The organism is Paenibacillus sp. VTT E-133280 (assembly GCF_002264385.1).
GTDB classification, from domain to species: Bacteria; Bacillota; Bacilli; order Paenibacillales; family Paenibacillaceae; genus Paenibacillus_AQ; species Paenibacillus_AQ nitricinens.
Window position 1 is genome coordinate 60556 of the sequence record NZ_NFUX01000029.1, and the last position, 14900, is coordinate 75455.

Consider the following 14900-nt stretch of genomic DNA (forward strand, 5'->3'; position numbering starts at 1 on the left):
TTGTTGACAGGCTCCTCCAAAAAACAAAAAATTATTCAATTAGACATTATATAATATATTATAACCGTAATATAAAAGACTGTAAACATGATACGCCGATAATATACAATATGCAAATTTTAGAAATTGCAGAATCGTCTTCGCTATTTTAGGTAGAACACTTCGCGTAAAGGCAACATTGGCACCTCGTCATTGAAATCAAATGATCCTTCAACCATCTTTGAGGTAATGGCATTCCATCGGTTGCAGGCGTCGCTTTTGGCAATATAATTGAAAGCTGCTTCGGTATCCTCACATTCAAAGCAATAAAAAAACTGATTCCCATTCTGAAAGATAGAATAGTTAGAAATACCAGCCTTACTGTGCTCCTCCAGAACTTCTGGCCATGGATTTAAATGCATCGCTACATACGCTTCCAGACATTCTTCCCTCACCCGCCATGTCCAAGCCATTTTATTGCTGCTCATCTGTTCATCCTCCTAGAAATGTCCTCTACTGTACATTATAAGAATCAAATACATTGGATACCTATTATTGTACCTGAAGGTAACAGTCCAAGCTATGAATATCTCCCCTTCTGTTGCAAAATCCCTATGCATTGATTCCAGCTTCACTTGGGCGGAGAATGGCAGAACCTATCGCCAGCAGCACAGCCGCCATAAGGCCTAAGATCGCAAAAGGTAACCATAACTCATTCCAGCCCCCGCCGGTTGCAGCGATGTCGATCGCTTGAATGGCCCATTTTTGCGGAACAAAGTTAGCTGCCTTCTGCATATAGTCCGGCATAATGGATAAGGGCCAAAAGCAGCCGCCAAGCATACAAGTCGGTGTGATAATTAGGGAATTCAGCATACCCGCATTATTAGGATTTCGAATTAATCCTGCCACCGTACTCGCGATCCCCATGGACACCAGCATAAATGCCGCAAGAACGAGGAAATATAGATAGATTGGAACTTCATAATCATAATGCAGCACCCAGCGACCTAAAGCCAGCACTACGAGGATCTGAATCAATCCGACCATGAAGCTGCCCAGAAAATTACCAATCGCAATTTCATAAGAACGAACCGGAGCACTGAACATCCGCATCATGGTCCGGCCTTTTCGATCATCCATAATCAGAGATACAGAACTCGTGACGAGGCTCATGAGGAACATTAACGTTAAGCCTGTTACGACTCCCAGTCCCTCCCGAGGATATAAATTATAATCGGTTCGGATGCTGCCAATACTATGCTGTTCCGCTCTTTGCATAACAGTAGTAAACTGTGCGTCATCGTCGCTAGATCCTTCATTAGCTGCTCCAATGATTGTGGCGGTACTCCGCATTTCATCCGCAATTGCGCTCGCTTTTAATTTAATCATAACGGAAGTTTCATTCGTCTTCAGCTCATACACACTAATTTGTGGCTCTTCTCCGGCAAGGAGTGCCGAGGTGAAGCCTGCTGGGATTAGAATCCCCGCTTCTCCATTCTGAGCAACTACGCCTTCCCTTAAAGCATTCTCGTCAGCTTTTTCTACAAATTTATATTCTCCGGAATTGTTTAATTCAGTGAGCAAGTGCTTACCTGCAGTCCCGTTATCCATATTGGAATACAGCACAACAGCTGGGTTCTCCCCTATCGTTCCAGTAACGGAAACAATACCGGCGAGCACAATACAAGGAAGCAAAATATATATGAGCACACCCTTCCTAGTACCAATGGTTCGTTTCACCATGTTCCAGCCAATTGTTAAGATTTTATCCATGATAACCCACCTTCCGGTACGAAATGGCCGCTGCACTGAACAACACAAGACAGATCAGCGATAACACTGCCAAATTCGGCATGATTTGCGATACATCGGCATGCAGCATCATTTTCAAGATTGCTTGCATGGCCCAATGATTAATCGTGAAAGCCCCTATAGAATTCACCCATGAATCTGGAAGAGGTGCCATGCCTCCACTAATAAAGGTCATACTTACTGTGAGCAGAGTTACGATACTCCTTGCGCTTGCTCCAGTCTTGCTGAACATAGAAATAACGATAGATAATGTCATGGAGGCCACGATCATCAGCAGGCAAAATAGGAACAATAAGCCCGGCTGATTCCCCCAATTTACCCCGAAAAGCACATTCGTTAGAATAATAATGGCTGCGCACTGCACTATACTTACAACACCTACGCCAAGCATTTTACCTATGAATAATTCAGATCCTTTAACGGGCATTGCGTTTATCCGGAAGAGGGTATGATTCTCTTTTTCATTAAAAAGAGAAGTACAAACCGTCAAGCCGCTATATAGCAGAAACATCAGCATCATGGACACCGCATAGAACTGTGAAGAAGTATACGAAACCCCTCCCTCACTCAGTTCTCCAAGCTTTACAGAAGGCAGATTACTGGTAGAACTAGATGCCATAACGTTCATAGCTGCCGGACCCAGTGTCATCGCCACAGACTGCTTATAATTAAGACTCCTCAGAAAATTATCGAATACCGTCCCAGCCACCAGGTTATCTGTACTTTTTTTGCCCAGTATAAATTCCAGCTGTGCTTCTCCACCGCTCTGTACCTTACTATCAAAGCCTGGCGGGACAATCACCGCATAACCATATTTTCCTGTTCGCAGACCGCTTTCTGCTGCATCCCGACTATTTACGGTAATCGGGGTAATGATATCCTTAAGCTCAGATGATTTTAACAAACTGTCCATCATCGACGAGCTCTCGTAACCCTCCCCAGAAGGATTAACAACAGCCACTCGAACAACATCAATCGTAGAGGGACCTTTGTCACCAACGACACCGGAGAGGGAAGCACCTAAGAGAAAGATCAATAACAGGGGCAGTAAAAACATATTTAATATCATAGAACGTGAGCTAAATAGTCTTCGCAGCTCATAGATCATAATCGTCCAAGTATTCATCAGAATAATCCCCCCCTTTAATCTCTTAAGGTCCTTCCGGTCAAGTTTAAAAACAACGTCTCCAGATCAGGTTCTTCAATATTTAGCGAGCCGATAATCCCTTTATGCTTAGCAAAAATAAAAAGGATGTCCTGTAGCTCCCCTTGTGAAGAAGGAAGATACAGCTCGACTACTTCTTCCTTTGCTTCTACGCGTCTAATTCTAGGGTGAAGCGTCAACTCTTGGACAAGCTCTGGTGTGACATTAGTGGCTTTAATGACGATTTTTTCTTCCTTGGCAACGCGTTCCCGCAGTTCTTTTTCCGTGCCGCAAGCAATGATATGCCCTTTATCCATAATGGCTACCCGATCACAAATGGCCGCAACCTCCTCCATATAGTGACTGGTATAAATAACTGTTGAGCCGAGTCGATTGAGCTCTTTAACTGATTCAAGGATATGATTACGAGATTGCGGATCAATCCCCACGGTAGGTTCATCCATAATAATCAGCTTAGGACGATGCATAATCGCGCAGGCAATGTTCAGACGTCTCTTCATCCCTCCGGAGAAGGTTGAGGGTTTCTCTTTAGCTCGGTCGCTAAGCCCTGTGAACACAAGAGCTTCTTCTACCCGTTCCTTCAAGAGCTTGCCACGCAAACCATACAATCTTCCGAAAAAGGTAACGTTATCCGCCGCTGAAATCGTGTCGTATAAGGCTAACTCCTGTGGAACCAAACCAATTCTTTTCTTCACCTCAAGCGATTTCGAGGACACAGGCAGACCGTCGATCACAATGTCTCCTCCGTCAATCTTAAGTAGACCACAGATCATACTGATCGTTGTACTTTTACCCGCTCCGTTCGGGCCCAGCAAGCCAAAAATTTCTCCTTCTTCTATCGTCATATTTACATGATCTACTGTTAGCTTACCTTCATATCGTTTCACCACATCGGTTAATACGGCGATTGCCATCCGTTCATCTCTCCTGTCATTTACGCTTTTATAGTTCCAATTCTAGCTTAAAGCGAATGTTCAAGGAGGTACGAAAGGTCATCTTTTGAAGGTGACTTAAGTCATCTCCTGAACTATATTAGTTGAACTTAAGATTTTTCTATTAAGGTAAGTCCGTGACTGCGGTGAATGTTTTTTAGTTCAACTTATATAGTGAGAAAATATGCTAAGATTAGAAAAAAACATAAAGGATGACACAGGCGTGACTAGAGAGCTAGCCCTATTGCGTTACTTACTCATCATAGTTCCTGCATGTATTAGCATTTACATCTACCCATATGCCGACTATGGGATTTTCACGTTACATATTCTGATGCTTCTATTCCTTGTAGTCATGGTGCCAAAGCTGCCCCTGTCCTTTCATGCCTTGATAAGCATTGTGGAAATACTGTTCACCGCCTGGTTATGTTACCAGTACGGCAGCATAATGATTTTCCCCGCGATTTCAGCATTGCTTTATTATTCTAGACTTCAGCCTCAAGCAGTGCCTCTCGTGTTTACGGTTGTGCATCTGATTACCTTAAACATCGCGCTCCGGGATTCCCCACAGCTTATAATCACTATCATCAACATTATGTTTCTGCTCATTGCTTATCTCAACGAATTGCTACAGAGGGCGGGGCGGGGCCGTGAGAACACCCTCCATCTATACGACGAGCTGCGAAAAAAGCATTTCGAGCTGGATGAAGCCCGCAACCGACTGCTGGAGTTTAACGCCCAAGTAGAAGATGCAGCCGAGTCCAAAGAACGGGTTCGTATCTCCCGCCAACTCCATGACGATATCGGCCACCGTCTCATTCGTATTAAAATGATGATGGAAGCTGCGTTACTTACCTTACCCACCTCCCCAGAGAGCGGGATGCAAATGATGGAGCTCATTCGAGATCAGTTGTCAGCCAGCATGGACGATATGCGCTCCGCAGTGAAGCGTATCAACTATACGCCACAATTAGAGGGCGCTTACGCGTTAGACCGACTGCTCGAAGAGACAGGGCGCGATACAGGAATTGAGACCTCATACCAAGTGCTTGGGATACCTTATCCGCTATATCCTAGTATTCAAGTGATCTTGTATAAGAACGCCCGGGAAGCCATAACCAATGCCCTACGTCATGGAAAAGCAACAGCCATTTGGATTGAAATCTACTTCAGCGATACTGGAGTTACTATGGAGGTCAGCAACAACGGGACAGTTCCCGAAGGCAGTAAGCTAAGCAAACTACCGGAAAGTGGAGGGGTGGGAATGAAAGGAATGTTAGAACGAACGCAGCTGATTGGCGGAACCTTGGAACTACTGCAGGAGCCACATTTCACCATTGTTACGCGGTTGCCCATTTATAAGCAGGGAGAGATTGTATAGGGAACGTAGGACTCGAGGCAAAGATGAAATCTAAATTATGAAAAAGGAGCCACGCTAATGATTAAGGTGATGATTGTAGATGACGATCCTTTTATTCGTCAAAGTCTGCAAGTGCTGCTAGGGATGGACCCCGATATTGAAGTGATCGGAGCGGCAAGTGAGGGGAATGAAGCCTTGCGTTTGCTTCAAGCGGGGGACATAGCCGATGTGATTCTAATGGATATTCGGATGCCCGGCTGTGGTGGGGTTGAAGGGACAGAGAAGATTAAGCAGGCTTTCCCTCAAGTTTCGATACTGATGCTAACCACCTTCGATGACGATGAGTATATCATTGAAGCGCTTCGCAACGGAGCCAGTGGATATTTGCTCAAAAACATACCGCCAGACCGTATCATACAAGGCGTCAAAACAGTCCATGAAGGTAATATGCTGATTCACCCTGATATTGCGCGCAAGCTTGCCACCTTTCTACAGCCCGCTGCTCGCCCTGAATCTCCACAGGTACAGCCATTGGAATCTTTTGGACTAACCAAAATGGAACTGGCCGTTGTCGCCTCTATCGCTGAGGGGCATAGCAACAAAGAAATCGCCGGACAGCTGTTTCTTAGCGAGGGTACGGTCAAAAATTACATAACAGATATTCTGAGTAAATTAGAGCTGCGGGATCGCACGCAGATTGCTATTTTTTATTTGAAGGGTGGGCGGGGATAGGAGTTCTACAAAAAAGCCCGGACTCTATTTCCAGAGTCCGGGCTTAACTTTATCTATCCTTCTGCCGATTCCTTCTTGGCTTTATCGACTTTATCGGCTTTGTTCTGTTTGATTCGCCCAATCGGTAGATTCCGGCTGCGAGTACCTGTCTTCATTGCGATGATGCTGAAGATGCTAGAAGGCTTCGCCTCCGCAGTAACCGCTCCATCTGTCTCCGGTACCAGAATGATGCCGAGCTGATGATGGTCCCCGTCGTAGATCGGGCTCTGAAGGTATTTGCTCTCCCCTTCACGGTTCTGCACCTCCAGCTTGCAGAACGCTGGATTCATGCGCAGCGCCTCATGTAGCTGCGCGGCATCGGTCAACAGGACCCCGTTGACCTTCAGTAAAATCTCGCCGGGCAAGATGCCCAGCTCCTGCCCGGGACTGCCCGGCAGCACGGCCAGCACTTTGCGGCCGCGCGGTGGATGCACGAAGATGGGGCTGATGCTGCGCTCTTCCAGAGCGCTGTACCAGCTTAACCCTTCGTGCAGCACCATCGCTGCGAGCGCCGCGAGCAGGGTCAGCGGGCTCCACCAAGCGGCAAGCAGGCTTAAGCCGAGCAGGACGATGCTGTACATCAGCAGCCGTCCTGAAGTGCGGGCCGCCTTGCGCCCGGGCAGCATGCCCTGCGTCATCTCGCTGAAGCCGATGATGACGGGCAAAGAGACCATGCCAAGCCCGCCGCCCAGCAGCGGCTGCCATGGCAGATCCGTTCCTGCCCCCGAAGGGATCAGCAGGAACAGCGGCAGCGGCCAGAAAGCCTGCAGCTGATAGCCGCCGACAACCATGCCGCGCTTGCCCTTCAAGAAGAGGGGCGTCGCAAGCTTCGCTCCTTGCCAGCGGGCCAGCAGCGCCTCCGCCATGTGCAGTAGCGCAGCTAGCACTAGCAATGCGGGAATATCCATCTCCCGTATGGCTGTTGTAATATTCCCGGCCGTTCCGCTATGTAAGGCATCCGGAAAGAAAGACAGTACAAATTGAATCACACCTAGCAAACCTATAGAATAAGCGAAGCACAAATACCGTACACGCAATAGCGATAACAGGATACTAACTACCCAAATGCAGGCCACAGCTGTACCTGATAAGGATACTCCTAACAATGTGGCTGCAATAGAAACCACTAGTCCCATCACCAGCCCACTCCACACCGTTCGCCACGTTTCTTGACCCCAGCTATGCAGCTTCACATGAATTAGCTTACGTTCTAATGCCACCTGCCGACGGTAATACAACGCAATAAATATAATAGCAATATAGTAATATGGCTGGATCAATAAGTGTAAGAACGCAGTGCCCAAGCTTCCTAATAATTCCTGAATCACATTCAAACTGTTCGTCACACTCCTTTTCTTCCCTGAATATTAGCCCTTGCTCTTTTTAACAGAAAAAAAGAAGGCTGAATTCAGCCTTCTTACTTTTTCGACGCTGCCGCCTTAATTTCCTTCTGAATCTCAGCAATCCCTCTATTCCGTTGGTTGTCCTTGGCAGGGTCCTGAATCACTTTGATCAGTGCCACCTCCAGCGCCTCCGCGGTCTTGGCATCAATCATGCCTGTGACTTGAAGTTTCGCTTCACTCTGGAATTTCTTCACTGCATTCTTAGTGCCAGTATCGAAATAGCCATCTTTGCGACCAGGCTTGTAGCCTAAGCCATCCAGCATCGTCTGTGCACTCTTTACATCACCGTTGTTCATGTTATATTGCAACGTCACGCTCTTGTTAATCGGAGCCACTGAGAAGTAATCCGGCTGCGCTACCGCGATATCCGGTTTAATTCCCTTGCCGTGGATCCATGTGCCGTCCGGTGTAAGCCATTTAGCAATGGTAACCTTCAGCAAGCTGCCATCTCCAAGCTGTTTGTCAAAACTTGTCTGCACCGTGCCTTTACCAAATGAATTATCACCAATCAGCTTGGCTCCCGCTGACTGCTGCAAGGCACCCGCCAATATTTCCGAGGCGCTCGCGCTACCTTTATTCATTAGCACTACCACTGGATAAGCCTTGCTCGACCCCTTGGAGGTGCTAACTTCGCGTTTTTTATCTTTGTATTCTATTTGAACTATATTTTTACCAGCTGGAACGAACTCTTCAGCCATCTCAATAACAATCGGGAGGACACCGCCTGGATCATTACGGACATCAATGACCAACCCCTTCATGCCTTGCTTCTCCAGCTTCCCAAGCTCTTCCTTGAATCGTTCTGCGGTATTTAGGGAGAACTGAGTGACCTCGATTACCCCTACTCCGTCTTTTTCCATAGTTGAGTATACCGTCTCAAGCTTCACATCATCCCGAGTAAGAGCGAACTCCAGAGGCTCTACAGAGCCAGAACGTTGTATTTTCAAAGTGGCCTTACTGCCTTTAGGTCCGCGTATCTTCGCAACAGCAGCATTCAGATCCATGCCTTCTAACGATTCTCCGTTAACGGAAAGAATGATATCTTTGGCCTGAATTCCTGCTTTTTCAGCAGGTGAACCCTTGATTGGGGAGACCACGACTACCTTACCGTTATCCGAAGAGACTTCTGCACCGATACCTGAAAAGGAACCCTCAATGCTCTCTTCAAATTTCTCAGCAGTTTCTTTTCCCATATAGTTGGAATAGGGATCGCCTAGCGCTTCCATCATACCGTTGACAGCACCATCTATCAGCTTCTCCCGATCTACCGTCTCGTAGTAATTGCTCTCAATCAAACTGAGCGCAGTCCCAAGCTTCTGGGATTCCTTCTGCTGTAGACCTGCAACCTGCAACGCAGAGGCTAATCCTTGTCCTGCAGCTTGTCCAAAGACATGAGTATAACCCGTCACGCCCAAGGTTACTAAGCTACCACATAGCAGGGCGGCGATAATCATAAACGCCGCGGTGCTTTTTTTTAACATGATGTTCCCACCGTCCCTTCTTGTCCATCTTGTAAACAACATCCTAAGTCCGTCCTGAAAGGTACGGTATCTCTTCCAGTATATGCCGTACAATCAAATAATATGAGTGATAAGTTCGTTAAAAATTAGAGATAAGGCATAGGATTTACAATCTTACCGTCAATCCGTACTTCGAAGTGAAGGTGGGGACCCGTTGAATTACCTGTGGAACCAGATTCAGCAACCACATCACCGCGATTGACTTTATCCCCGGCACTAACTCTAAGACCGCCTTTACGTATATGTCCGTAGAGCGTCCAAACTCCGCCTCCATGATCAATAATTACACAATATCCGTAACCGCTCCACCATTCAGCCAAGATAACCGTTCCGGAATCCGCCGCATGAATATTGGTTCCTTGTGGAACCGCAAAATCGACGCCGGTGTGTACTTTCCCCTTCTCACCCGTGATTGGATGTGTCCGTGGTCCATATGGGGATGAGATTCTTGCGGATCCTACAGGAAGTAGAAACGGCCCATCTCCACCTGAATATCCCGTATCACTAGAGCTGGAGCTAGAACTACTGCTTCCCTTACTAGCTGCAGCTGCAGCTGCAGCCTTCTTGGCAGCAGCCGCAGCTCTACGAGCCGCTTCCGCCTTAGCCGCTGCTGCTCTGCGAGCGGCTTCCTCTGCCTTAATCTTATCCTTTTGCGTTTCCAGCGCAGAGCGTTCGCTTGCCAGTTTGACTAGCTTTTCATTCTGCTCTTCACTTAAATCATCACTTTCTTGAATTTGCTTATCATAGAATGCGATAAGCTCCTGTTTCTCAGCTTCTTTATCCTTCAGCAGACTTCTCTGTTGTTCCAAAGAAGTATACAGCTGCTTGGCTTGGGCATATTGCCCTTCAAGCTCTTGTTTCTTCTCTATCACCGTCTGCTTGTCCAGCTTATGTTGAACTAACAGCTCCTGATCCTGATCCACAATCATCTTAAGTGAATCCGCGCGATCCAGAAAATCAGCGAAGCTTGTCGATGAGAGCAAAACATCCAAGTAAGAAACCGCTCCATCGGTATACATCAAGCGAACACGGGACCCCAAGACTTCCTCTCTGGAGGCGACTCGCGCCTCTGCTTTATCCAATTCCGTTGCAGTAACATTCAAAGATTGTTCTGTATCGGAAATTTGGGTAGAAATTTCGGTCATTTTGCCCTTAACTTGATCCACTTGCTGTAAGACATACTGCAGATTGAGATTCGTCTTATTCTTATAATGCTGTGCTTCCTGCGTTTGGGACGCCGCTTTCTCCTGCTGCGCCTTAGCTTCCTGCACCTCTTTTTGCAGCTGCTTTAGCTGCTTGTCGATTTCGGCAACACTTGTTTTTTTGGCATATCCATCAGAGGGCTGGAATATAGTGACAGCTAGTAACATTACGGCTAGTCCGGCAGCAATCTTCTTCAACTTGCACTCCCCATCCTTCACTTTTTAATATTAAACTTTCAAGAACCTACGAATAGAAACCGTGCTTCCCCAGACGCCGATCAGCACGCCTAGTCCAACTAGTACACCAACGACCAGCATCCAAATACTATCGAACGGAATTAGCTGCAATTGGAGCATAGGATCTCCCTGTACAGTCGATTCCAAAGTGCTGTAACCCAAATACAAGACAACGGAGGTAATGAGCGATCCGATCAGACCGATCAGTGCTCCTTCTATAAAGAAAGGCCAGCGAATAAAATAATTTGTCGCACCTACGAGCTTCATAATGCCAATCTCCTTACGACGAGCAAGTATCGTAACCCGAATCGTATTAGAGATGAGGAACATAGACATGAGCCCCAGACCTGCTACAAAAATAAAACCAATGTTCCGTACAGCGCGGGTTATTTTGAACAAGGTTTCGATCGAGCCCTTGCCATACTTCACTTTATAAATAGGCTGCTCGGTATGTGTCTTGTTGAGTGCTTCGATCTTCTCAGCCACAAAGGCTACCGTAGTAGGTTCAACAACTTCTACCTTAAGCGTATCTGGGAGAGGGTTATTGTCTTCATCGAACCCTTCCAGAAGCTCAGCTGCGTCCTCACCCATGTCTGCACGGAGATCTTTAAGCCCTTGGTCCTTGGAGATGAACGTAATCTTGCTGACCTCCGGCATATTACCAATTTCAGTCTGCAAAGTCTCACGCAGCTTCTGATCTACATTTAGTGCCAAATGCACATTAATCTGTACCTGACTGTCTGCCCCATCCGCTACGGCATTCACATTAAGAACAAGAAGAATAAATACACCTAGGACAAAAAGAGAGACAACTATGGAAGTGATCGAAGCAATCGACATCCAGCCATTACGGAATACGCTTTTGAAGCCTTCCCGCATGTGTCGCAAGAAGGTCTTAAAACTCATAGCCATATTCCCCTCTCGCCTGGTCTCTCACAATGTTTCCGTTCTCAATCGCAAGCACCCGCTTGCGCATTTTATTCACGATATCTCTATTATGGGTAGCCATTACAATGGTTGTTCCACGAAAATTAATTTCGTCCAGCAGCTGCATAATGCCCCATGAAGTCTCAGGGTCTAAGTTTCCTGTAGGCTCGTCCGCAATAATAACAGATGGGTTGTTAACGATAGCCCGGGCAATTGCAATCCGCTGCTGCTCTCCACCTGAGAGCTGTGAAGGTTCACGATTTGCTTTATTTTTGAGTCCAACCAGATCGAGGACTTCATTCACACGTTTCTTGATGACCTTCTTCGGTGCTTCAATAACTTCCATGGCAAAAGCAACATTCTCATACGCCGTCATCCTTGGCAATAACCGGAAATCTTGAAACACAACGCCGATATTACGGCGCACATATGGGATTTTACGTTGTTTAAGCTTCCCTATGTTAAAGCCTCCCACAGAAATTTGACCTTTAGTTGGCACTTCTTCTCTATAAATCAATTTCATAAAAGTAGATTTACCCGCGCCGGATGGACCGACAACATACACGAATTCATTGCGGTCAATTTTTACTGAAACTCCTTGCAGTGCGTGAGTTCCGTTAGGGTACGTCTTCCATACATCTTGCATTTCAATCATTTTCTCACTTCCCAATTATGACATTTTCCACTTGTGTGAATCGACAGAGTCCAGCTTAAGTTTCCATAAACTTCAATATTTCCGCAATGTATCTATTGTAACAAATCTGTAACCGATTGAGTACCCCGTAACTGCCCCACTATTCGAAAGTTTTGTAATGTCTGTACATATACATATAAAAAGCACCTACTGTACTGCTCGCAGAAGCCATCCAGGAAGGAGATTATTCATGAAAAAAATCCATCTTTCCCTCATAATAGTCATTGCACTCATTCTTATCGGCTCATTAATCTATGGGGGATTTCAACTATATGGCCATAAAAACACGCTTCCAAAAGGTACAACCCTTGCCGGATGGGAAGTGGGCGGGCTGAATATCTCAGAGGTACGTTCCGAACTGGAGAACAAGCTACAGGCCCTTGAATCTATCCCCCTTGTGTTACAGGTCGAAGGGAATTCTGAGCTTACCCTCAAACTTAAACAAGCTGGAATGACCTATGAAGCCGCTGCTTTTGAGCAAGGTCTACAAGATCTTACAGAAGGGCGGCTATGGGATCGGGTAAAAACCCGGTACAACTTCCCCCAAAATTGGAGTCTTGAAGCCCATCTGGATATTACTCAATTACAGACCATCCTGAGTCCCGCTTGGGAGAGAGAATCCTTCGGAGATCCTGTGGATGCTACGCGGCGAATTACCGGAGATGATCGTGTAATATATACGTCTGAAAAGACTTCCCTTGAAGTGGACTGGACTGGAATGGTGACCTCACTATGGGCTGCTGCCCCCACACGGTTTAATCGTCTGATCACGCTGCAAGAAAAGGGGATTACACTGGAAGTTCCTTTAACCATATTACAGCCAGACATCACTTTAAACGCTTTAAAGGAGCAAGGCATTGAGCGAAAAATCATGCAATTCAGCACTTCTCTCGGTGCAAGTGGACCTGGGCGAATCTACAACGTTGAATCAGCGGCCAAAGCAGTGAACGGAACCGTGCTCCCACCTGGAGCCGTTTTTGACTATGGCAAGGCTATTGAAAAAGCAAAAATTGAATATGGCTTCCGAGAAGCGCCAGTCATTGTGAACGGTAAGCTTCAAGCCGGCATCGGCGGCGGAATCTGCCAAGTTTCCAGTACGCTGTACAATGCCGCTCTGCGCACCGGACTGGAGATTGTGGAGCGCCGCAATCACTCCTTGCCGGTCAACTATCTACCCAAAGGCCAGGATGCCACCTTCGCTGAAGGATATATCAACTTCCGTTTTCGCAATACGACTGGCAAATATCTAGTCATTAAAGCGGCTGTGCAAGGCCGATCACTAACGATTAAGCTCTTCGGTACGTTTCCGAAAAATGTTACATATAAGGTCCATTCACAAATCGTAGAGGTGCTGCCTCCAGTAGACAAGTATGTAAACGACCCTTCCCTCCCTCGTGGCGGCTCACGCGTTATACAAAATGGAAAAACCGGATATGTTGTTGAGACTTACAGCACCCGGTTTGTTGACGGTAAATCCACTGAGGTAAAGAAATTATCGCGTGACGTGTATTACGCTCAAAAACGATTAATCGCTATCAATCGTGGAGGCGTAAGCAAATCTGTTATTCCAGAAACACCTAGAAAGCAGTTAGTAGAGGATGGCGTTCGAAGTGAATAAATTACCTACAAAAAAACGGTCAGACCTCGTGAGGTTCTGACCGTTTTTGCCTGTGCATCTATTTTACCTGTAGATGATCTTTGTCGCCTTTAAAATTTACGATTCGGGGGTACATTAGAAATAGACCTATAATCAGAAAGGATGAACATCATGTCAACAGCTCTTGTAAATGATCTTTCTAATATTGTCCGCAGTGCCCCTGCTATTTTTGCCTCACGTACTTGCAGAGAAGCCCTTCGCGTCATGTTCCAGCACCCAGAATCCAAATGCATCGTCGTCTGTAACGCCACGAATGAACCGCTTGGATTGTTAATGAGCGAACGTTTCTTTTTAAAAGCCACAGGAAGATCAGGAGTAGATCTGTTCTACAAAGAGCCTGCCATGAAGCTTATGAACAAAACTCCACTCATATTTGATATTTCTACTCCACTTGAATCCGTATTAGATACTGCTATGAGCCGCCCAGATTCTATGAAGAATGATTGTGTCATTATTACCCGCAAAGGTAAATTCGCAGGTGTTGTATATATCTCTGACCTGAAGCGCAGTTAGTTCATAGCCCCTGCCATCCTCTTTCCTCTAATACCTTCCCCTTTCCTCAGAAAAGAATATCCGGTGACGTGTCAATTCTCCAGTATCCCTCCACTTTCTTCAGCTTCACATACACCGACTCACTGCTTTCCTGCGCATCTGGATAAGGAACGGTCAGTTCAAATTCAGCGGTTGTTGCAGTTTTGGAGAGCATGCGGGCGGTGGCTTTTTCATACATCAATAGATTGCCCACATCTGCATTAACCTGCGACATTCTTCCGTTATACTCCAAAAATTGAGTCTGCACATAATATGCCGCTGCATTATGAGTGTAGGCTTTTTTTATGTAATTCATCAGCTTCGTCTTTGTGCCAATGTCACTGGACAGATAACGGTACTCCTGCGCTTTATACGTGAAGGTTTCTATCGGGAAGATGTTTCCGCCTTGATTACTATAGAAATAAAGAGCTCTTGCATGGACTACTAGCGGAATGATGCTTTTCACCGTCAAATTATTAATGGTAGCAGGGCCCTCTTTCCCAGGGGCAGATACAGCCACCTTCTTGATTTCGGCACTCCCTGCTGACGGCGAAGCCGCCATAGCTCCCCCACCTGCTGAGATAAGGCCTATGGAAAGGGCCAACGAACCAATCATCCACTTTTTGTTCATTCGGAATTCCTCCTTTGTCATCCAAGCTAAAACGCCTTCGGCGTCCCTAAAGGACGGTAAGCGTTTATGCGAGAAATAT

14 protein-coding genes are annotated in these 14900 nt (G+C 46.4%); 4 read left to right on the forward strand and 10 right to left on the reverse strand.

The features are described from left to right. Nucleotides 1-143: 143 nt before the first annotated feature. From CA600_RS14535 to CA600_RS14550, 4 genes are all read right to left on the reverse strand, one after another. Nucleotides 144-467, reverse strand: coding sequence for an L-rhamnose mutarotase (locus tag CA600_RS14535; protein ID WP_094870868.1), 324 nt, complete (start codon nt 465-467; stop codon nt 144-146). A gap of 124 nt (nt 468-591) precedes the next feature. Further along, complete coding sequence (locus CA600_RS14540) at nt 592-1752, reverse strand: ABC transporter permease (protein WP_094870870.1); 1161 nt, start codon at nt 1750-1752, stop codon at nt 592-594. Next, a complete protein-coding gene (locus tag CA600_RS14545) occupies nt 1745-2917 on the reverse strand; it encodes an ABC transporter permease (RefSeq protein WP_094870872.1) in 1173 nt (390 codons plus the stop codon). The genes CA600_RS14540 and CA600_RS14545 overlap by 8 nt, the downstream gene beginning before the upstream one ends. 17 nt (nt 2918-2934) lie before the next feature. Then, nucleotides 2935-3870 carry an ABC transporter ATP-binding protein gene (locus CA600_RS14550; protein WP_094870874.1) on the reverse strand — a complete coding sequence of 312 codons (936 nt, stop codon included), beginning with the start codon at nt 3868-3870 and terminating at the stop codon, nt 2935-2937. A 241-nt stretch (nt 3871-4111) separates the two neighbouring features. Between CA600_RS14550 and CA600_RS14555 the strand changes: the two genes are divergently transcribed. Both CA600_RS14555 and CA600_RS14560 read left to right on the forward strand, forming a co-directional pair. Next, complete coding sequence (locus CA600_RS14555; RefSeq protein ID WP_179281623.1) at nt 4112-5269, forward strand: sensor histidine kinase; 1158 nt, start codon at nt 4112-4114, stop codon at nt 5267-5269. A 57-nt stretch (nt 5270-5326) separates the two neighbouring features. Then, the gene (locus CA600_RS14560) at nt 5327-5980 is read left to right on the forward strand and encodes a response regulator (RefSeq protein ID WP_094870877.1); all 654 of its coding nucleotides are present in this window, start codon (nt 5327-5329) and stop codon (nt 5978-5980) included. A gap of 53 nt (nt 5981-6033) precedes the next feature. On the opposite strand, the gene CA600_RS14565 is transcribed toward CA600_RS14560, so the two are convergent. The 5 genes from CA600_RS14565 to ftsE form a co-directional block, all read right to left on the reverse strand. Further along, a complete protein-coding gene (locus CA600_RS14565; protein ID WP_256989855.1) occupies nt 6034-7008 on the reverse strand; it encodes a PDZ domain-containing protein in 975 nt (324 codons plus the stop codon). Nucleotides 7009-7436: 428 nt separating this feature from the next. Further along, the gene (locus CA600_RS14570; protein WP_094870881.1) at nt 7437-8903 is read right to left on the reverse strand and encodes a S41 family peptidase; all 1467 of its coding nucleotides are present in this window, start codon (nt 8901-8903) and stop codon (nt 7437-7439) included. A gap of 125 nt (nt 8904-9028) precedes the next feature. After that, nucleotides 9029-10342: a murein hydrolase activator EnvC family protein gene (locus CA600_RS14575; protein WP_094870882.1), complete on the reverse strand. Its 1314-nt coding sequence runs from the start codon at nt 10340-10342 to the stop codon at nt 9029-9031. Nucleotides 10343-10372: 30 nt separating this feature from the next. Further along, nucleotides 10373-11287 (reverse strand): permease-like cell division protein FtsX, encoded by a 915-nt coding sequence (gene ftsX, locus CA600_RS14580; RefSeq protein ID WP_094870884.1) that lies wholly within the window; start codon nt 11285-11287, stop codon nt 10373-10375. Then, entirely contained in the window at nt 11277-11963 is a 687-nt protein-coding gene (gene ftsE, locus CA600_RS14585) for a cell division ATP-binding protein FtsE (protein ID WP_094870886.1), read from the reverse strand. Before ftsE ends, ftsX begins: the two co-directional genes overlap by 11 nt. Before the next feature lie 229 nt (nt 11964-12192). Here ftsE and CA600_RS14590 point away from each other — a divergent pair, with 229 nt between their 5' ends. Next, a complete protein-coding gene (locus CA600_RS14590; RefSeq protein WP_094870888.1) occupies nt 12193-13620 on the forward strand; it encodes a VanW family protein in 1428 nt (475 codons plus the stop codon). A gap of 150 nt (nt 13621-13770) precedes the next feature. After that, nucleotides 13771-14172, forward strand: a complete 402-nt coding sequence (locus CA600_RS14595; protein ID WP_094870889.1) for a CBS domain-containing protein — start codon at nt 13771-13773, stop codon at nt 14170-14172. A 46-nt stretch (nt 14173-14218) separates the two neighbouring features. Here CA600_RS14595 and CA600_RS14600 read toward each other — a convergent pair whose 3' ends face one another. Continuing rightward, nucleotides 14219-14821: a DL-endopeptidase inhibitor IseA family protein gene (locus CA600_RS14600; protein WP_179281624.1), complete on the reverse strand. Its 603-nt coding sequence runs from the start codon at nt 14819-14821 to the stop codon at nt 14219-14221. Between the last annotated feature and the right edge of the window lie 79 nt (nt 14822-14900).

Excerpts from the sequence above, each read along its gene's own strand:
- CA600_RS14595 (WP_094870889.1), top strand. The coding sequence starts at position 13,771 with ATGTCAACAGCTCTTGTAAATGATCTTTCTAATATTGTCCGCAGTGCC.
- ftsX (WP_094870884.1), bottom strand. The coding sequence starts at position 11,287 with ATGAGTTTTAAGACCTTCTTGCGACACATGCGGGAAGGCTTCAAAAGC.
- ftsE (WP_094870886.1), bottom strand. The coding sequence starts at position 11,963 with ATGATTGAAATGCAAGATGTATGGAAGACGTACCCTAACGGAACTCAC.
- CA600_RS14535 (WP_094870868.1), bottom strand. The coding sequence starts at position 467 with ATGAGCAGCAATAAAATGGCTTGGACATGGCGGGTGAGGGAAGAATGT.
- CA600_RS14550 (WP_094870874.1), bottom strand. The coding sequence starts at position 3,870 with ATGGCAATCGCCGTATTAACCGATGTGGTGAAACGATATGAAGGTAAG.
- CA600_RS14560 (WP_094870877.1), top strand. The coding sequence starts at position 5,327 with ATGATTAAGGTGATGATTGTAGATGACGATCCTTTTATTCGTCAAAGT.
- CA600_RS14540 (WP_094870870.1), bottom strand. The coding sequence starts at position 1,752 with ATGGATAAAATCTTAACAATTGGCTGGAACATGGTGAAACGAACCATT.
- CA600_RS14590 (WP_094870888.1), top strand. The coding sequence starts at position 12,193 with ATGAAAAAAATCCATCTTTCCCTCATAATAGTCATTGCACTCATTCTT.
- CA600_RS14570 (WP_094870881.1), bottom strand. The coding sequence starts at position 8,903 with ATGTTAAAAAAAAGCACCGCGGCGTTTATGATTATCGCCGCCCTGCTA.
- CA600_RS14545 (WP_094870872.1), bottom strand. The coding sequence starts at position 2,917 with ATGAATACTTGGACGATTATGATCTATGAGCTGCGAAGACTATTTAGC.
- CA600_RS14600 (WP_179281624.1), bottom strand. The coding sequence starts at position 14,821 with ATGAACAAAAAGTGGATGATTGGTTCGTTGGCCCTTTCCATAGGCCTT.